Annotated in this window: 16 protein-coding genes; 2 read left to right on the top strand and 14 right to left on the bottom strand. The window is 38.6% G+C overall.

Annotation, left to right across the window (positions count from 1 at the left end):
- Positions 1–94: 94 nt before the first annotated feature.
- The 9 genes from EDC17_RS11995 to EDC17_RS11955 form a co-directional block, all read right to left on the bottom strand.
- Entirely contained in the window at positions 95–886 is a 792-nt protein-coding gene (locus EDC17_RS11995; RefSeq protein WP_132778312.1) for an META domain-containing protein, read from the bottom strand.
- 100 nt (positions 887–986) lie between these two features.
- The gene (locus EDC17_RS11990) at positions 987–2171 is read right to left on the bottom strand and encodes a C1 family peptidase (RefSeq protein WP_132778311.1); all 1185 of its coding nucleotides are present in this window, start codon (positions 2169–2171) and stop codon (positions 987–989) included.
- Positions 2172–2235: 64 nt separating this feature from the next.
- Positions 2236–5991, bottom strand: coding sequence for a sensor histidine kinase (locus EDC17_RS11985; protein ID WP_132778310.1), 3756 nt, complete (start codon positions 5989–5991; stop codon positions 2236–2238).
- A 165-nt stretch (positions 5992–6156) separates the two neighbouring features.
- On the bottom strand, positions 6157–6996 hold the full coding sequence (locus EDC17_RS11980; protein ID WP_132778309.1) for a sulfurtransferase: 840 nt from the start codon (positions 6994–6996) through the stop codon (positions 6157–6159).
- An 88-nt stretch (positions 6997–7084) separates the two neighbouring features.
- Positions 7085–9013: a 30S ribosomal protein S1 gene (gene rpsA, locus EDC17_RS11975; RefSeq protein WP_132778308.1), complete on the bottom strand. Its 1929-nt coding sequence runs from the start codon at positions 9011–9013 to the stop codon at positions 7085–7087.
- A gap of 212 nt (positions 9014–9225) precedes the next feature.
- Positions 9226–10188, bottom strand: a complete 963-nt coding sequence (locus tag EDC17_RS11970) for a YihY/virulence factor BrkB family protein (protein ID WP_132778307.1) — start codon at positions 10186–10188, stop codon at positions 9226–9228.
- A 9-nt stretch (positions 10189–10197) separates the two neighbouring features.
- Positions 10198–10605, bottom strand: coding sequence for an acyl-CoA thioesterase (locus EDC17_RS11965; protein ID WP_132778306.1), 408 nt, complete (start codon positions 10603–10605; stop codon positions 10198–10200).
- Positions 10606–10613: 8 nt separating this feature from the next.
- Positions 10614–11654, bottom strand: coding sequence for an endolytic transglycosylase MltG (gene mltG, locus EDC17_RS11960; protein ID WP_132778305.1), 1041 nt, complete (start codon positions 11652–11654; stop codon positions 10614–10616).
- Between the two features lie 2 nt (positions 11655–11656).
- Positions 11657–12439 carry a PASTA domain-containing protein gene (locus tag EDC17_RS11955; RefSeq protein ID WP_132778304.1) on the bottom strand — a complete coding sequence of 261 codons (783 nt, stop codon included), beginning with the start codon at positions 12437–12439 and terminating at the stop codon, positions 11657–11659.
- Positions 12440–12565: 126 nt separating this feature from the next.
- Here EDC17_RS11955 and EDC17_RS11950 point away from each other — a divergent pair, with 126 nt between their 5' ends.
- Positions 12566–13567 carry a D-alanine--D-alanine ligase gene (locus EDC17_RS11950; RefSeq protein ID WP_132778303.1) on the top strand — a complete coding sequence of 334 codons (1002 nt, stop codon included), beginning with the start codon at positions 12566–12568 and terminating at the stop codon, positions 13565–13567.
- Between the two features lie 65 nt (positions 13568–13632).
- Here the strand turns inward: EDC17_RS11950 and EDC17_RS11945 are convergent, their stop codons facing one another.
- From EDC17_RS11945 to EDC17_RS11935, 3 genes are all read right to left on the bottom strand, one after another.
- A complete protein-coding gene (locus tag EDC17_RS11945; protein WP_132778302.1) occupies positions 13633–16281 on the bottom strand; it encodes a M14 family metallopeptidase in 2649 nt (882 codons plus the stop codon).
- Between the two features lie 94 nt (positions 16282–16375).
- Complete coding sequence (locus tag EDC17_RS11940) at positions 16376–16978, bottom strand: alpha-ketoglutarate-dependent dioxygenase AlkB family protein (RefSeq protein WP_132778301.1); 603 nt, start codon at positions 16976–16978, stop codon at positions 16376–16378.
- On the bottom strand, positions 16965–17825 hold the full coding sequence (locus tag EDC17_RS11935) for a methylated-DNA--[protein]-cysteine S-methyltransferase (protein ID WP_207895755.1): 861 nt from the start codon (positions 17823–17825) through the stop codon (positions 16965–16967). Before EDC17_RS11935 ends, EDC17_RS11940 begins: the two co-directional genes overlap by 14 nt.
- Positions 17826–17896: 71 nt before the next feature.
- On the opposite strand from EDC17_RS11935, the gene EDC17_RS11930 reads away from it, so the two are divergent.
- Entirely contained in the window at positions 17897–18310 is a 414-nt protein-coding gene (locus EDC17_RS11930) for a hypothetical protein (protein ID WP_132778300.1), read from the top strand.
- Between the two features lie 79 nt (positions 18311–18389).
- Here the strand turns inward: EDC17_RS11930 and EDC17_RS11925 are convergent, their stop codons facing one another.
- Both EDC17_RS11925 and pncB read right to left on the bottom strand, forming a co-directional pair.
- Positions 18390–19097 carry a class I SAM-dependent methyltransferase gene (locus EDC17_RS11925; protein ID WP_132778299.1) on the bottom strand — a complete coding sequence of 236 codons (708 nt, stop codon included), beginning with the start codon at positions 19095–19097 and terminating at the stop codon, positions 18390–18392.
- Complete coding sequence (gene pncB / locus EDC17_RS11920; RefSeq protein ID WP_132778298.1) at positions 19084–20262, bottom strand: nicotinate phosphoribosyltransferase; 1179 nt, start codon at positions 20260–20262, stop codon at positions 19084–19086. Before pncB ends, EDC17_RS11925 begins: the two co-directional genes overlap by 14 nt.
- Positions 20263–20321 lie beyond the last annotated feature (59 nt).

Here is a 20321-nt window from a genome sequence, read left to right as displayed (position 1 = left end):
CGACGTTATTCTAACAAACCGCCTTGGTACGGATCCGTATGCCGGGTGGTGTGAGAGGACAGATAGGGAAATAATCCCTATCTTCCTACTCGATTTATTTCTTTATTTTTTTGAACCTCAGCACGGCGATATCGTCGGTGATTAATGTCAACTGGTCATCGTTGACACTAAATGAGGATATTCCTTGTAGATTTTTGAAATACATACTTTCACCTTCCAAAGCGGGACAAGCCATCTTCGTAGAAGCGATAGCGCTGAACTTCAATTTATGACCATCCAACTGAAAAGTGCTGGAATAGCTGTTACAGCCACCATTACCTGTCAATGTTTCTTCTTTAATATCAAACTCTAACGTAGGTTTTTTCGTAGGGAATAATTCTTCAAAAGGAGCAGATGCCATACCCATATAATCTAATTCCCAGCCACCTTTGAGTAAAGCCGATTTATTTTCTTTTTTCAATTTGAATTGAGCTTTAATATTTTTCTTAGCATCTAATAGCGATAACGTATCATTAGCGAGTTTATAGTTTGTAATCGTAGGGATAATACGGGATAAACCGAGCTCTACATCCATATTGTCGCAGGCCATCATGGTCGAGATACCTCTAGTCATTTTTATTTTATTAGGCGCTTTGACCTCAAAATTGCCCATTAAATTATTGCAACCTGTAATTGCTGAATATTCTTTTTTGGCTATATCGACACTAAATGAAGGCTCGATACCATTCACTTTGTCTCCAATTTTTTTATTGTCAATGGATATAATATGCCATTTAGCATTTAAATTACTTGCACTTTGATCAGAAGCATACTGTTGCGGTTGAAACAGCGAACAACTGCCGAACAAGAATACTATTGAGACCGCAATTAAATTAATTGATTTCATGTGATTAAAAGTAGACTTTTAATACAATTATAACAATAAAAAATTGAGTTAAAAAAAAAGCTCAACATTTGCTGAGCTTTTCTTATTTGGGCATGTGTGCTTATAGACCCAATTTATTGCGGATTTCTTTCTGTATTGCATTTTTGTGCACCAGAAGAGATATTGTTTTATATTTTACGTATTCTTTAGTGACATACATGTAACCTTTGTAGTCATTGGATTCACCCCAAGAATTTTTCACAATATAATATTCTTTACCTTTTTGATCTTTTACCATACCCACTATATGCATACCGTGGTCATCGGTAGTCGAATAATTATCGAATGCAGCTTGACGTAGGTCTTCGGTGATTTTAGCCTCTGCTTTAGGACCGTTAAACATATCGGCAACCTCTTGCTGGCTCATTTTTTCAATTTCCTTTTCCGGCACAAATGCAACGCCATTTTTCCAGCTAAAGAATTTTTCGGATACATCGGTAGCCCAAGCTACTGTGTATCCATTTTGTAATGCATTGTCGATAATTTCTGTTAGCTCATTCATTTTTACATTGTAAAAACTCTCATACGACCAATTGTCAGGAATTAACAATACGAATGGCTTGTAATATGCATGTTCATTAAAAGAACTGATTCCTACATAGTCATCAGGATTGATGCCGATCACTTGATCTGCCCAAGTACGTGGTGTGTAGGTTTTGCCTTTATATTGAAAGGATTCTGGAGGTACGCCAATATAAGCATTCATCACTCCCTTCACGGCATTTTGCCAAATAGGAGTAAGTTTTTTATTTTTCACAATATTCTCATTCATCCCATGAAGAATATTGCTCATTTCGGAAAAATTGTTGCGTGTTTGTCCTTCTCTCAATCCCGTATATACTTCGCGCGGTACGGCTCCATATTTACGGTAGATCGTCAATACATCGTGTACTTGTCCCCCTTCACCTTGTGCTTGGTCACCATGTAATTTTACGTAGGTTTTCGCTTTTTCCAAATAGGTGTAGTATGCCGTAAAGATTTGTGAAATCTCGACAGGTTGTTTGCCCATACGAATCATCTCGGATTCCAGATATGAGTTTCCAGAATACGACCAACAAGTGCCTGACGAGCCTTGATCTTTGATCGAAGTGTTGCCAAGATTGATTACATCAGTAAAAACAAAGCCTTCTTTACTTTTGTCGCTCGCATTGTTTTTAAGAGCATTAATGAGGTTGTCTTGCGCAAAAGTTTGTGAGGTAGTTGCCAACAAAAAGGCAGCTATATAAAAGGATTTTCTCCAGTTCATTTTTTGTTATTTAATAAATTTAATACGAATATACATTTTTTGGATTTTCGTATTTGTAAAATTCTTATAGCAATTTTTCTTCACCAGTGTATAATGGCAATACTATAAAGAAAGTGGTGCCTTGATTGAGTTTTGTTTGATAGTCAATTGTGCCTCCCATTCCCGTAATTGTTTGTTTCACAAAGGCTAAGCCCAATCCTGTGCCCGAACTTTTGGTGGTGAAATTGGGTTTAAAAATTTTGGGAATTACCTCCTCAGGAATACCAAAACCATTGTCTGATACTTCAACCATGACATGGTTATCATCATGGCTTTTAATAGTGATCACGATTTTTGGTCTGCGTCTTCCCAAAGTGGCTTCGATGGCATTTTTAATCAGGTTATTGAATGTACGAATGACTTGGTCCCGATCCCCGAATATCTCGATGCGTTCGCCAAATGTGGTTTCATTATGCAATTGAATTTTCACATTCGGAAGATTATCATATACGTGGATAGACTTATTTATCTTCTCTATAAGATTAAGAACGATGAAATGAGATTCCGGGAGCTTCGCAAAAGCAGAGAACTCTGAAGCGATATTTGCTAAGGCTTCGATCTGCTCTATAAAGGAGTTGGATATCTTCTCAAAACGCTCTGGAAAACGGCTGTCGTTATCTTTGAAAGATCGGTTGAGCTGTTGAATGCCCAATTTCATCGGCGTCAACGGGTTTTTGATCTCATGAGCTACCTGTTGGGCCATTTCGCGCCATACACTTTCCCGCTCTGCGTGCCTCAATTGTTTGGCGTGTTGCTCCAGCTTGACCAACATATAATTATACTCTTTAACCAACAAACCGATCTCATCATCCTTTTCCCAATACAAAGACTCGTTGGGTTTGTCTGATATATTTGTCTGCGAAAGTTTTTTCCGAATCATTTGCAGCGGTTCGGTAATCTTATTGGATATGTATAAAGATAGGAACGCGAAGATAATAAGTATAATCGTGTATATATTTAAAATGGTCTTCAGGAGGATATTGGTGTTTTGCCTCTCCACTTCCAAATAATCAAAATACGGAATTCCCAGATAAGCGATGGTGCGGTAGTTGCCATCTTTGATGGCACCGTATGAACTCTCATACGTGAAATCTATAATCTGCTCGTAGACTAAGGTTTCGTTTTTCTTCAGCACATTCATCTCCATGAATGCATTTGGATTAATGAATGATGATACTAGACTATTATTATAAATAGCAGGTTGGGTCGTGAAGAAAAGCTTCCCATTCTTGTCATAAAGGTTGAAATCCATCACATGTACATTCGTCAGCGAAGACATGGTTTTGTGCAATGATGTGAGATAGCTCTGGGATGAATCTTTGACAGCGATATCTTGTAGGTTTTGGATAGTTTCATTCACAAAATTCAATTTGTGTTCTTTACGGGTTTTCGCCGTTTGAATCTTGATACTATAGAAACTGATAATTCCTGAAATCACAATGGCTATCAATACCGATGTAATCACGAGCGTCTGAATACGTGAACTATATCTTATCTGCGCAATACTGTAGCGCAGACGTAGAAATAGATTCATTAAAGTCACATTCTGCCGCACATATACGGGCAGAATCTGCGAAAGCAGTCGCACTAAATTGATCAGGATGTAGAGGTACAGGAACGTAATCGACACGACTGTAATAAACTGCCACGAAGATTGAATCTGTTTACTGACAATCAATGTTGTATTTTCGTCCGGACGATATATGACGTGATTATATGAATCGTCATCATTTATATAAATGAACTCGTTGATTTTCTGTGTATGGTATGGATCATGGTTGGAATACGTATACTTACCATTTTGACTGATCAGTGCCCCCTCTTTGTAGATCGCGAAGTTAAAGTCTTTTATTTTGCTATTAGGGTGATCGTCAATACCTGTATTCTTATTAAGGAATGGAATAAAGGAAGCAATATTCGTCAGACTTTTCTTCAGATTAATTATAACGGTATAACTGTTGCCATTATTATCTTGTAGGCTTAGTAAGGAGAAATAATCATAAAAACCGATTTCAGTTTTAGATTTATAAAAAGTCTCTGTATTGGTTATTTTATTTGCATTGGAAATAACTTTCTCCCTAAAATCCAACAGCGGATTGGAGACATAGTTGGCTAGCGGCAAACCATTAAAGTAATAGTAAGTGGATAAATTGTAATTGCTGGACAATGCAGCCAAATAATTCTTCTGAATATAATCATCAATGAGATGCGTATTGGGATTGCGGCTAGCGATCTCTATTAGTTTTTTCAACCTTTCATCTTGCTTGATCCGGCTTTCAATTCCCGCAAACAATGATACTGCTTCGACATCATCATCCGATTCCAGATTAAGCAACATGAGCTTCATATGCTCTTTGTTGTTTTCATTGATGGCATCTGCATACTTGATCGTCGTGATGCAAACGATTGTCAGTATGGTGATGATTTGCGTATAGATATTGTTGTATTTTAATATGGACTTGTCAAACGAACTCATCATTATCAAAATACCGATCAATACATTGATGAGGGAAAAATCCTGATAAAAACCACTTACGATCAAGGTGATAACAAGAGCTATAAGCTGGATATTTAAATTGATTGTGGTTTTTGGCGTAAGTATTTTACCGAGGAATACCAAAATATCCGTAATCAAGAATATCGAGAATATATTCAAAGAATATATTAGAATATGATATATCGTGAAATCATACGTAAAAAACAGCGTAATTAAGTCTTCAGTAGAAAATGAAGAGTGCGTGATCAGGGAAGCAAGCTGGCGGAATTGTTCATTAAAAATGTAATAAACGAACAGTAAGATCCCTAAAAATACCCAATTACGTAGATTCCGTTTGAGAAAGAATTCGGGAATGACGATATGCTTTTTGATGAAAATGATAAAGCATAATACCCACAGTAGGACGGTCGAATTGATGAGGTAAGACCAGAGATTAGGGGCTAAATAATTATAGGCATATACTTTTGGCGAGAACAATTGGTAATCCGAAATCTGGGATAGCCAGTTCGTCTCCAGATCGATCAGCCGAATGATGGTAAAGGTAACAGCTAAGATTATTATGGATAAGATGGGCTTACCATTCCGGGCAATGTTAACACAAATGCTACTGATGAGGATGACACAGCAAATGGTGCCAAGCACCCAGCAGATGAGTTGGATATTGAGATAAATATTGTTGTATTTACCGTTTTTAAGCTTTACCGAAAACAGGTATTGGCCGCCCTGTGAATAAATATTTCGGATATCATCACTATCGCCAAATTTGGATACTTGTAGCTGCGTAGTGGTTAATGCACCTATATAATTTTGCCGAGCTCGAGCGATATAGTTGGTCTGAAACTGCCTTTCAATGGGTGTGAGGGCAACCAGATGCATGCCACCTGACAAAATCTTCTTTTTAGCCAAGAAAGAAAAATTGTCTCCGTTGATATAACTTATCCCTTCTTTGAGACCGGCATCTGTCTCAGGCACATATATATTTGTTGACCAGTAAATCGGGCTCGAATTTTTGAAAAGATAGAGATAAATCTGTTTTTCTTTGTATTCATTGGCTATCTCCCGTACTTGTAAGGGATAGCGTTCACTATTGATAAAAGTTTTCTGAAGGATAGAATCTCCAAAGATTTCATCAATAATTTGTTCTTTGAGGTAAATATTCTGAGTTACTTTTTGACTTTCTAAGTCAAGAACGTCCTTGTCTGTTATCGCATTTTTTACAGTAACAGCTGTCGCAAAAAATAAGAGTGTGAGTACGAATAATAATATTCGGATTTTGTTTTTCATGTTTTTACGACTGGAACTACATATTTAAGTATTGGACAAAAGGAACATCTCGTTCTTGGTAAAAATAGTATAAAAAACCAAGTTGAAGCATATGCACTTTTTATTTAAGCCATTAGGTATATTAATAAAGCATTAATTATGCCTATTTTTTGCAAAAGAATAAAATTACTTTTTAGTCGGGAGATTTAGGTCCTCAATTCCCCATTCTGCCCAGGATCCATCATAGACTCTAATGTGTTTAGTTCCAGTGAGGTAACTGGCAAATGCGAGTATAGAAGCTGTTATTCCTGACCCACAAGTAAAAACATGTTCATCGGAAACGGGCTTCAGACTTTGAAAAATACTTGTTAACTCTTGCGTATCCCAATACTTATCGCCGTCTAATACCTCGTCAAAAGGCAGGTTTTTGGAATGGGGGATATGTCCTCCGTTTAATCCTTTTCGAGGTTCAGGCACTAACCCCGTAAATCTTCCTTTGCTGCGGGCATCGAATATATCTATTTTTTTTCCTTTATAATGCTGTAATATAAAATCCTTATCTGCATACCAATCCGCTCTAAACTGTGCTTCAAAATCTCCTTTCGAGGATGCGGTACTATGTGAGTTTACCACAGGAAGTTTGCTCTTCTTCCAGTTAGGAAGCCCTCCGTTGAGAATATAGACATTGTCAAATCCCATGACCTTAAACATCCACCAGGCTCTCGGACTTGAGTATATTCCCCACCGATCGTACAGGACTACGGTGCTATCCTTATTGATTCCCAGCTGCTGCATTTCCTGCTCAAATACATCTGCTGATACGAGCGTATGCGGTAGCTGAGACTTTTTGTCCGACAGTTTGTTTTCTATATCGAAGAATAGGGAGTTGGGAATGAGCTCGAGTTTTTTTCCTTTTAGCGATTTTCCAATTTTGTCAATTGTACAATCCAAAAGCACAATTGCATCAGAATTTTCTAATGCTTTTGCGAGTTCGAGAGCGGTGATAAGTGAATAATTGAATTCCATAGCCTAAATTTACAAAATACCCTATAAAAACAAAAAGCTCCAGTCTATTGACCGGAGCTTTTCTTATATGTTAGTTAGTGACTAAAAATTACTTTTTGTCGCCACCTTCCATTTGCTCTTTCAATTGAGCTAACACGTCTAAGTCACCTAAAGTAGATTTCTCAACTGAATCTTTTACTTTTTTCACTGCGTTTGAAGCTGATTTAGCATCTTTTTTGCGTGAGTTAGATTCTTCTTTGCGAGCTTCTTCTTTAGCTTCTTCCCAGATACGTGAATGAGAGATTACTAAACGTTTGTTCTCTTTGTTGAATTCGATGATTTTGAACTCAGCAGTATCATCTACTTTCAATGCTGAACCGTCTTCTTTTACAGAGTGTTTAGAAGGACAGAAACCTTCAACACCGTATTGTAAAGCTACGATATCACCTTTGTCACCAACTTTGATTACTGTACCTTCGTGGATCGAACCTTCAGTGAAGATAGTTTCGAATGTATCCCAAGGGTTTTCTTCTAATTGTTTGTGACCTAAAGATAATTTACGGTTTTCTTCGTCTAATTCTAATACAACTACGTCTAATGTTTCACCTACTTTAGTGAATTCGTTAGGGTGGTTGATTTTTTTAGACCAAGATAAGTCAGAGATGTGAATTAAACCATCGATACCGTCTTCTAATTCAACAAATACACCGAAGTTAGTCATGTTTTTAACAACAGCTGTTTGTTTAGAGCCAACAGGGTAACGCTCTGTGATGTTTTGCCAAGGATCTGGAGTCAATTGTTTGATACCTAAGCTCATTTTACGCTCATCGCGGTCTAATGTTAAGATTTGAGCTTCGATTTCGTCACCTACTTTTAAGAACTCTTGTGGAGAACGTAAGTTTTGTGACCATGACATTTCAGATACGTGGATTAAACCTTCAACACCTGGGATGATTTCTAAGAAAGCACCGTAATCAGCAACTGTTACGATTTTTCCTTTTACTTTAGAACCTACTGCTAAAGTAGTATCTAAAGATTCCCAAGGGTGAGCTGATAATTGTTTTAAGCCTAAGGCGATACGTTTTTTCTCATCATCAAAGTCTAATACAACTACGTTGATAGTTTGATCAAGAGCTAAAACTTCTTTTGGATGCTCGATACGGCCCCAAGAGATATCTGTAATGTGAAGTAAACCGTCAACACCACCTAAGTCGATGAACACACCGAAGTCAGTGATATTTTTAACAGTACCTTCTAATACTTGACCTTTTTCTAATTTAGCAACGATTTCAGATTTTTGGTTTTCTAAATCGTCTTCAATTAATACTTTGTGTGATACTACTACGTTTTTGAATTCGTGGTTGATTTTTACCACTTTGAATTCCATAGTTTTACCTACGTAAATATCGTAGTCACGGATAGGTTTGATATCGATTTGAGATCCAGGTAAGAAAGCTTCTACACCTTTGATGTCAACGATTAAACCACCTTTAGTACGAGATTTAACGAAACCGTCGATGATTGCATCATTTTCTAATGCCTCATTGATAGCTTCCCATGATTTTTGAGTTTTTGCACGCTTACGTGACAATACCAATTGACCATTTGCATCTTCTTGAGATTCTACAAATACATCAACAGTATCCCCAACTTTTAAGTCAGGTAGATCACGAAACTCAGTTTTTGCTACAAGACCGTCTGATTTGAAACCTACGTTTAATACAACGTCTTTGTTGTTAATAGAAACAACAACACCTTCGATAATTTCACCTTGATTGATTTGGTTGAAAGTACCAGCGTATTGCTCTTCTAATTTAGAACGCTCAGCTTCGCTGTAGTTACCGAAAGCTTTTTCGTCAGCATCCCAATCGAAATCACCTTCTGGTGTAGACCAAGTAGTTGATTTGATTTGGTCGATCAAAGTTGAATCTGCTTCAGACTCAATTTTTTCAGTGTCTTTCACTACTTTAGTGTCAGCACCTTGTAGCTCTGCGTTTTTCGCCGCTAACTCTTTTTCTGCTTCTTGTTTTTTTGCCATTAATTAATTTCTCCTTTTTCCTACATTGTAGGAAGTGCAAAGATACGAAAAACTTTTATTTCCAATTATTTATATGCTATTTTTTTTGTCTGTTGGGATAAAAACTTTCTCATCTATCTGTATGGCCAGCTGTGGCTTATGATAACAAGCACTTTTATAAAATGTAAAAACAGAAAAATAAAAGGATAAAGAGGGGTAAATCATTAAATTTCCTAATACCTAAAGCTATTGGATTTTTTTGGCGTGACAACTTTTATGCTTTGTTTCGACAAGGTAATACTGGTGTTTAATTCAAATCCAATCAATATAATCAATGAATTGAGGTACATCCATATCATGACGACTATTATCGTTCCGATCGAACCGTATAGTTTATTGTAAGCGTTGAAATTGTTGATATAAAATGCAAACCCGGAAAAAGTAACGATAGCTAAAATCGTCGCTAGCATTGCACCCGGGCTCAAGATACGCCAATGCTTGGAGCTGGAAGGCCCATATTTGTATACCAATCCCACCGTCAAGAAGTAAATTAAAAACAAAATACTCCAGCGAGATATCTTCAATAAAAAGGTCCATAGCCAAGCCAGATCGTAATCAATATTTTCTTTGAGGTAATTGATCGAAACGCCAACCATTGTAAATACACCGATCCCAAGCGTCAAGGCAATGATAATGGCAAAGGACAACGCTAATGCAATCGTTCTACGCTTGAGCCATTTTCTGTTCTCACGCGTCAACGATGATTTGTTGAAAGCCATCATTAAATTGGTCATACCATTTGTTGCAAAGAATGTCGCTAGCAAAAAACCGAAGGACAGCAATCCACCATTTTGATTTTTGATAATATCTTCGAGGGTATTTTGGAAAGCACTAAAAGCATCTGTAGGAATCACTATTTCCAAGAAGCTTAACAGCTTTTCCTGAAAATTTTCGACAGGAATGTAGGGGATAAGCGTGAAGAGAAAAATAATACCCGGAAACATCGCTAGCATAAAGTTGTATGCCAGACTTGATGCTTTGTTAAGCAAGGATTCTCGGGTGATCTCTTGAAAAAAGAAAGTGGCAACCGTATATAACGGTAATTTGCCAAATCCGGGGATGATGGCGGTTTTGCTCCATTCAACTAGATTGTCGTATGGTTTTAACAATAATAATCTATGATGAAGCTTATTCATAGCCTAATGTTAGCTAAAATAGGGCTCCATTTGCTTCATGAAGACGCTTGGAGCTTTGCATGGTCTATTTTTTTGCATATCGACAAAAACCAACTGCGTCGTGCCCGTATTGATCAGTTCGCTCGCTTCATTATACACTTCATATTCAAATTTGATACGTACTGCCGGTTTTTCTTTGATGATGACTTTGATGGTCAGCAATTCGTCGTACTTGGCAGGCTGAATGTATTTGATGTTCATTTCCAATACAGGCATCATCACACCCAATTCTTCTAATTCTTTGTACGAGAATCCTGTCTGACGGAGCATTTCGGTACGCGCTACTTCGTAGTATGCCGCATAGTTGCCATAATATACATACCCCATTTGATCCGTCTCTGCATATCTTACTCTAATTTTTTGTTCGTGTACAAACATGGATAGCATTATTTTTTGATATTTCTTTCGTCTAAGGCTTTTTGGAATTTGCGTGCATTGACTTGATGTTCGGCTACAGTCTCCGCAAATGCGTGATACCCCGAAAAATCTTCTTTGGCACACATGTATATATAGTTGTGCTGTGCGGGATTCAATACAGCATCGATAGCGACGATAGGCGCCATATTGATCGGTCCTGGAGGCAAGCCTCTGTATTTGTATGTGTTGTAAGGATTGTCAATAGCTAAATGTCTAAAAAGTACCCGACGAATGGTGAAATCATTGTTCGCAAATATGACCGTTGGATCTGCCTGTAATAGCATTCCTTTTTTCAAACGATTCAAATACAATCCTGCGATCAAAGGCATTTCATCATTGTGCAGTGCTTCTCCACGTACGATAGATGCTAGTATAGATACTTCGATAGGTGTTAAGTTTTGCTTTTCGGCTTTGGCAATACGCTCCGCTGTCCAGAATTTTTTGTATTCGGTATGTAGTCGCTCGATTACTTTGTCCGCTGATGTATTCCAATAGATCTCGTACGTATTCGGAATGAACATCGTGTAGAAGTTGTCCTTTGTAAAACCGTATTTTTCGGCCTCCGCCTCATTATTAAGTAGCGAAATAAACTGTAGCGAGTCTGGTTCAAAATTACGGCCTAGGAAGCCCGCAAAATCTTCTTTCAGGCGAATGTTGGAGAAACGTAGCGCAACGGCTTCTTGGTAGCCCCCACGTAGATTACCTATCAGTCGTCTGTTGCTCATGTTTTTTTCTAGCTTATAACGCCCAGGCTTGACAGATGCCGGGTATTTCATGGCTTTAGCCACCATGTCAAATTCATCAGCATCCTTTACTATATTCTCTGTGCGTACTCTGCGGAGCACATTTTCATAATTGTCGTTGGTATGCACATATAGGTACTTTTGGCTGTCTGTAACCGAGGCACCTAAGAATATCTGATAGGCTTTATAGCTAATTATTAATCCTAAAACAAGGATTAAGGCTAGCGTAATGCCAAACCATTTTGGGAATTTACGTTTCTGCGTCATATTTACGGATTTGGAAGGATCTCTGAAGGTGTGCTATCATTGCTTAATTCAAGATGGATAGGTGAGCCTATACTGATAAATCGAGCCGTAGAATCTGGCGATTGTCCAATCACACGTGCTGATGCGGTGTCAGTAATATTACCCGTTATTTTGCCCACGGTCAGTCCTAATCCCACCAACGCAAATTTTGCTTCTGACAAAGTTAGATTGGTCAAAGTAGGTACTTCTACTTCGTTAGAGCCTTTACCATTCCCTAATACCAAGGTAATTTTGGATCCTTTGGCAATAGGGCGGCCAGTGCGGATCGATTGTCCGGCAAATTTAGCGTCCAAGACCACATCTCTGGCGATGTCATATATATAGATGGTATCCCCAATTTTCAATGAAGAATTATTCAGAATGGCGCTAGCTTCAATAAAAGTTTTTTCGATGATATTCGGAAATTCTACGTCTGGAGCTACTTCGGTAATAATTGTCAAATAAACGGTACGCCCACTTTTTACTAAAGAATTAGCGGATGGATTCTGTTCAATAACAACACCAGGTTTAGCATCCATTTGATAGATGGAATCGATTTGGTATTCCAAATCTGCCTTTTCTAAGATAGCCTTTGCTTCTGATATATTAAGGCCTTTGAGTAAGGGAACCTGTTGTGAGTCACCATGCTTCGTATATATCCGTAGTCCTATGTATACTGTCAAGAAAAAAGCTGCTATAACGATCAGCGCATAAATAAGATTTTTTCTAAACGTATCCGTTTTTAAATAGAGTAATAGTTTGGACATTTGTAATTCTTTAATTTAATTGAGCAAAGTTAAGGTATAAATAGTGCATAAACCTAATGAATATTAAGCAAAAATATTCGTTTTTCCGTGTATCACAAATTATATTTGCGAAGACAAACCCATAACATGAAAACAAAAGTAGCATTAGTCACAGGTGGATATACAGGTGAAGCCGAGGTGTCATACAAAAGTTCAAAATTTGTTTATAGCCAATTAGACAAGGACAAATACGATATTTATTTGATCGATATTACACCTTCAGGCTGGTTTTACAAAGATGAAGATGACAACCAATATCCAATCGAAAAAGATGATTTTTCTTTATTGTTAAATAATGTTAAAGTAACGTTTGATGTCGCCTTTATCATCCTGCATGGTACGCCGGGTGAAGACGGACGTTTGCAAGGTTACTTTGATATGATTGGTCTTCCATATACGTCGTGTAATGCGCTGACTTCCTCATTGACGATGAACAAAGGATATACAAAAGCTATTCTAGCGGATATTCCCGAATTGTACGTCGCTCAGTCAGTTTTATTATTTGAGAATCACAGAGAGCAGGCAGTTTCTTTAGTAGAATCCAAATTAGCGTTGCCTTATTTTGTAAAACCTAATGCGGGTGGGTCGAGTATTGGGATGAGTAAAGTGAAGTTTGCGGAGGAACTAAAAGGAGCGCTTGATAAAGCTTACGATGCGGAGAATACAGGCACTCAAGTGTTGGTCGAAGAATTCGTGTCAGGCAGGGAATTTTCTCAAGGTATTTTTCGTAATGCGAAAGGGGAATTAGTCGTATTGCCCGCTACGGAGGTTCGAACTACTCGTGAATTTTTCGACTTCGAAGCGAAATATATTCCGGGATTGACAGAAGAAATTACGCCGGCAGACCTGAATCAGGAACAACAATACCGTGCAGCAAGGATAATAAAAGAAATCTATATTCGCTTGAATTGTAAAGGAATGGTGCGTGTAGACTTTTTCTTAGAAAATGATACCGACAAATTTTATTTTATTGAAATCAATACTATACCAGGACAGACCGCGCAAAGTTTTATCCCGCAGCAAGTAAGAGCCTTCGGAATGAAAGAAACGGATTTTTATAGTGAATTGATTGAAGCAGCGTTGCTGTAGAGTAGAAACGAGAATATTTTTTAATGAAAAAGGCAAGTTCTTCAGAACTTGCCTTTTTCTTTTGTCTAGTACAAATTGTTGAACAACAATTTGAATGTACCATGAGCTTGTGCTCTAAAAGTGATGTCGGGTGTGAAAACCGAAAGTTTTCCTTTGCCAAGCGAGGTTTCGAAAGCGATAACACCATCTTTCAAATATTTTTCTCCCCAAGACCAACCACTCTTAAGAACTTTGTCTGATCCAAACCAAAGCAATGGTTTTATGGATGTGTCATTAATCTTGTATACATTATTGTTGGCGAAGTATATGTCCATCTTGTCAGCGTAGCCTTTTCCTGATCGCGTTGTATTATCCACATTTGCCACCAATACTGAGCCCGGCGTATAGAATACTTCCCGGGTCAAAGCTTTATTTTGGTTATCCACCAAATGATTACTCACGCCGATATTTAAGTCTTCAGCTATTCTTGCACTTGCTCCAATAGCGACCAGATGTCCGCCATTTTTGACGAAAGCTTCCAGCTGAGGCAATGTTTTTTCGATGCTCATGCTGCCCCAAGTCGCAGCATACGGAGCTGGGATATTATCAGGAGCAGATGCAGGCATCGCGCCGAATTGTGAATTTCCCGGTCTTCTGATTACAGCATTGCTTGGTAATACAATGACATCAAATTGCTGATTTAAATTTCCTTTGTCCATGTCTGGGGCATAGATGACCGTGAAGTCAAAACCATATTTTTCGAATATAAACCTTGTCCATCCGGAAGGCATACTGCCACCATAAGTATCCCAAAGGCCTATACGTAATTGCTTTATCGGCTTAGCATTATTCGGTAGTTTGTCTATTGCCGTCGTCGCCAATCCCGATTCAGAAATTATTTTTTCTGCGGTGTTATTATTGGAAATAACAAAGTCACCAGCATCTGTTTTATATACTTTTACTTTTTGCTTTATCAAGTCATTCACGACACGGAAACTTTCGTTATCCTTGTTTGATAAATTCAGAAACTTACCTTTTGCCACGGATTGTGTCATTACTTTTAGGGGTTCACCATATGGCAATGTGGTGAAATTACCCGCCACTTCTTCGTAGGCACGATCAAAATTGATGTGCATCAAGTAGGCTAATGTCCAACCTGCAGCATCGTAAGGTGCGATAGGAGGGCCTCCTGCATATTCAAAGTCGTTAGGATGATCTTGCGCTTCAAACATATCCAAGATATGTGGGCGAAATGCCTGATTCGTGCGGATTATATAGCTCTGTGCAGGATACGTTTTGCCATTTTGGGTGAAAGCTTGTAGCGCTTGCTCAATGCGTATGCCGTTAGCGGATAGCGCATTCAAGAATTTCACTGTTGTCGCTGGATTATCTTGATTGGTAGCAATGATGTAGGCGCGAGGATCTCTATACTGCTTGTTTTTTAGCAGGGAGTCTATCGCATGTCTTGAAGGATATCTTTGGTTTCTTTGATTGTCGTTTTCCTTTTTTAAGTTTTCAATTGCTTTTTCCACTACAGCTACTTTACTTGGGGAAAGCGACCACGTGTCTTTATTTCCTTTTTCAATCGAATTGCGCCCCATTCTATAAATGTTGAATAACAATTCCTGACGGAATTTTGAGGCGTAATTAAGCACAGCGTAGTTCAATGAAGTGGAATAGTCAATAGACTGTTTGAAATGCCAAGTCTGCGGAATTACTGGAAAGTGTGTGTTGCTGTTTGGAATCAAACGCGACGGAACTAATGGGATTTCGAAAGGATTTGGTCCTCCAATAATTTCGGTCAATAAGCCAATGGTATTGTGAAAATATGTGGTTGTACGCAAGCCGCCATTATACCAAGTAGAAAACACAGAGCCACCTCTTTGTGTATAGCCGGGCTTATTCTCCGCATACAATCGAGATGACATGGCTGCGCCTAAAGATTCAATACCAGTAATAACCAATGGATCAAATACATAATTGAATGGATCACGGTAAGGTGCACCGGCTACCACTGCACCAGCAGGAGCAGTTTGATGGTGATTATACATGATTTGTGGATTCCATTCGATGAATAACTGACGTGCAATATTTTGGGATTCTTTTAAGTTCAACATGAAAAAATCTCGGTTATTATCGTGTCCAGCATACTTTTGGTAAAGTTTAGGAACATTCCAAAGGGATCTTTTCTCCGGCTGTGCTTCGCGCATATACCAATCCGAAATTAATTGCTGTCCATCGGGATTCGCGTGTGTCAACAAGATAATCGTATTCTCAAGAATATGTTTTGTCTCATCGTCATTGCGGCTCGCCAAAAGGTAAGCAATCTCGATCAGCTGATGCATACCTACGGTCTCGTTAGAATGCAGTCCACCATCTATCCAGACAACAGATTTTCCTTCTTTGGCCAGATCGCGTGCCTCTTGCTCAGGCAATTCTGCACGTGCCAAAGTCAGTGCTATAGATTTATAGCGTGCTAAGTTAGCGAGGTTTTGAGGAGATGATACAATCAACATAGGCTGATTGCGACCCTCTTCAGTCTTGCCTATGATTTGATAATTTATACGGTCAGACTGCTGGGCAATTTTTTTGAAATAGGCTTCAGTCTCCGTGAAGTTTGCCAAATGATAATCATCACCAATATTAAAACCGAAATGTTCTTTTGGGGATGTGATTTGCCCACTTGCCAATGACAAATGAGCCAAAAAGGCTAGAAATAATAATACTTGTTTCATTAACTTAGTGATTGGTCGTAATTAGGATAAATATAAGAAGTAAAGGCTGATTAAAGCACAGCAAAAGAGAGTTTCTTAGAATTGTTACATTCTGCTATAGCTCTTCGATGGTTCTAAATGTAAGGTTTATGCGGGCTGTATTGATCTTGGTGGTTGGTGGAAGTCGATGCAACCAATGGGATTGGGTTTCGTCTTTCATTATCAGTAGGGAGCCGTTTTCGAGTTGGATGTCGATTTTTTGTTTGGTCAACTTATGCTTGAAAGCGAATTTACGTTCTGCTCCAAAGCTTAACGAAGCAATAGCGCCGTTTTTCTTGAGATCTTTTTCGCCATCACTGTGCCAAGCCATTCCTTCACTGCCATCATGGTAGAGGTTCAATAAACAGGAATTGAATGTTTCTCCACTAGCTGCTTCTACACGTTTTTTTAATTGCAAAAGGGTATCGTTCCAAGGGGAAGCCACTTTTTGGATTCCTGAGTAGGTGTATTCAAAGGGAGAATCGCCATACCAAGCGACTTTACGTTTGGTGTGGATTAATTTACCAAAAATCATGGCTTGATCGTGCTGCCAGTTGATCTCTTCTTTTAGTCGCTCGTAAAAATAGTCAGGTTGATTAATGATTATACCGTAATAATGAACTGTGCCATCATAGGGCAGTAGATTTTGTAATGGATCAGCAAAGTTAAATATTTTCATCTTGTTCCTTGTTGGTTTGTGCATGCTCCCAGCCAATAATCGCCGTTTTGCGAATAGGTCCCCACATATAACCGCCAAATAGCCCAGAAGTTTGTATGACACGGTGGCAAGGAATCAAATAGGCTATGGCGTTGCTTCCTATTGCTGTTCCTACCGCTCTTGAGGAACCGGGGTTGCCGATGGAATTGGCAATCTGTCCATACGTTTTTAGTTGTCCCGAAGGAATTTTTAATAAGGCTTCCCAGACCTTCAATTGAAATGGAGTACCTTTCAAATGAAGACGTAAAGGCGTCGATATGTTGGACATGTTGTTAAAGATCTTGCTGATTTCGGCATGTATCTTTTCCTCTTGCAGCCTAATGTTTGCCTTAGGAAAATACTCCTTGATGCTTTCCATGGCATCTAAACCTTCTACCAAAAAGGCAATATGACAAATTCCTTTATTAGTTGATGCTACGCAGACTTCGCCAAATGGTGTGGATTGGCAACTGTAGTTGATTTGCAAAGATGCTCCGCCATTTTTGTATTCCGCAGGCGTCATGCTTTCAATTTTGACAAATAGTTCATGTAAGCGGCTGGAACTGCTTAGGCCCGTTTTGAATGTAGCTGTTTCGGTGGAGTTGGAATCTTTCAAAACTTTTTTAGCATGCTGAAGACTGATATATTGCAAAAATTTCTTCGGCGTAGTACCCGCCCATTCTTGAAATAAGCGCTGGAAATGAAAGGGACTTACATTTATATGGGTGGCGATTTCTTCCAACGTGGGCTGCTGCTTGAAGTTAGATTGTATATAAGCGATTGCTTTTGCAATACGTTCGTAATTCAACTGCTGTTGTGACATCTCCATATACAAATGTCCATTATCTTTTTCTTCTATGCAATCCGAAAATTGCTTAAATAAAATTATATTAGGGGAATATGGTTGTAGCAAATAAACTTAAAAACGTATCTATTCTTTTTCTAGCATCAACCTTAATATTTATGTTGACTTTTGTAGGATGTAGAATGCTATTACAGTCGGATAATTTATCTGATTATGATGTTAAGGAGGGACGACTTGAGAGTTATTGGTTAGAAGAAAGGAGTCGTTTAGAGGGATACAGAATAAAGACAACTCGGAAATATAATATTCTGAAACTGAAGCTAGTTTCGGGAGAAATTTTTGAATATAAGAGTGATTTATATTCAAAAATTAACAAAAATGATTATTTAAAAATTTATTATAATGAAAGTTTGTCAAATGAAATTGCTCAGCTAGAACTGAATAATCAAATTGTTAAATCGATTTCATCTCATCTAAAAGGACAGATTGGTTTGGGGATTTTTTTTTAAAATATTTTCTTTGGTTATCTTTTTATCAGTTGCTTATAATCTTATAAAAAAAGGTTTTAATAGTAAGTGGTAATCCAAATTATCTCCTTGGTTCCATTCGGACTAAATACTGGTCATTCTCGTCTTCAAAAAGAATCTGTACGACCCAACCTTCCTCATGGGCAATTTTTATTAAAATATCTTGATCCAAATAGAGCCACTTAAAAGGTTCACCTTTGATACCTTTGAATTCGTATTGAAAGCCGATTTCCCCGAAATAATAGCTCGGTCTTTGTATACGGTATTCCTCATAGAGATACGAAATATCCGAACTATCAAATAGTAATTGACCTCTGTCCGTTAATAGGGTTTTGCTGTGTGCCAGAAGTTGACGAAAACCATCCACAGTACCTGCCAATCCTATTCCATTCATGAGGAATAGCAAAGTGTCATATTGTGCGTCTTTTAAGTTGTAAAAGTTTTTTTGAACGATTTTCTGTACGCCGCGCTGCTGCATGATAGTGCAGGCTGTTGCTGAGATTTCTAACGCAGTGACGTCGAAGTCTTTTTGTTGCAAATATAGTGCGTGCGCACCTACACCGGCACCTACATCCAATACTTTGCCGTCACAAAGTGATAATGCAATAAACTCCAATTCAGGAAACTCTTCAGGATCTCGAAAGAAGACTTCTATAGGCATCTCTTCGATATCACCATACGTGCTATGCAGGAAAAGTGGGGTGCTTAATTCTTGTTTCTCAAAATATTCGGCTAAAGCTTCTCCGGATACGTCTCTATGCTTGCTCATCTATTTGTAAATATCTTTTTGCCATTTCAATTTCTTTGGGGGCGCCCGTATGCTTCATGGCTTCGTCCGAAAGCTTAATAACAGGTGTCCAGTCGCCATCTTCAGGCAGGGCTTCGGTCATTTTTAGGACTATATTCATGCGCTTCAGGCCTACATCATTGGTGAAATCTGTACCGATTCCAAAGGATATGCCGATCTTTCCTTTACAAAAATTCACAATACGTTCGACTTTGGCATAATCCAAGCCATCGGAGAAAATGATAGTTTTGGAATTCGGGTCAATGCCTTTGCTGAGGTAATGATTAATAGTCTTTTGCGCGAATTCAATGGCGTCACCCGAATCATGACGGATTCCGTCAAAAAGTTTGGTGAGTTTCTTATCAAATTGTTTGAAAAACACTTCCGTCGTATATGTGTCAGACAACGCGATACCCAAGTCCCCACGATATACATCCGCCCAATTCTCCAATCCGAGAAGATTAGCCATTTTGTACCCAAACTTGGCGGCATGAAACATAAACCACTCGTGCGCATGTGTGCCGATGGGTTTGGTCTGGTGCTTCATAGCCAGATACACATTGCTGGTGCCAATGAAAGTCTTTGAATTGTGTTTTTTTAATGTGTCAATAACTAAATCATGCACCGCGAAGGAATGACGTCTACGTGTGCCGAAATCGGCGATGGTAATATCTAGTTTGTCGTATTTCTGCATTTTGCTTTCGACGATGGCTGCGACCTCATCGTCCGATACGCGCTGCAGTCCCATCATCTCGTAGTATAATTCACAGATCAATGACATGATAGGGACTTCCCACAGGATTGTTCGGTACCAATAGCCTTCAATTTTAACAGTTAGGTCAGGGCCGTCCTGCTCTATTGAAACCTCCGACGGATCATACTGATAGCCTTGGAGGAAATCAAAATAGGTCGGGTCAATGTAGGGACAAGTTTCTGCAAAGAAGCTTTTCTCTTCTTTGGAAAGTTTTAATTTCCCTAATTCGCGAACTGCCTCCTGCAACTTTTCGGCAAAACCATCCGGAAATTGATGCTTGCCCCGATTAATAAACTGATACCGTGCTTTAGCACGCGGAAAAAGTTTGGTAACCGCGTATTGCATGGTGAATTTGTAGAAATCATTATCTAGTATGGATTCAAGTCTTGCCATAAGAATTCGTTGTCCTAATTGAAACCCTGTTAAGCTGTGTATTTGCACCGAAATGTAGT

Source organism: Sphingobacterium alimentarium, from assembly GCF_004342685.1.
GTDB lineage: Bacteria > Bacteroidota > Bacteroidia > Sphingobacteriales > Sphingobacteriaceae > Sphingobacterium > Sphingobacterium alimentarium.
Note: the sequence above shows the minus strand (reverse complement) of the source record. Positions and strands in the feature narration are given on the sequence as shown.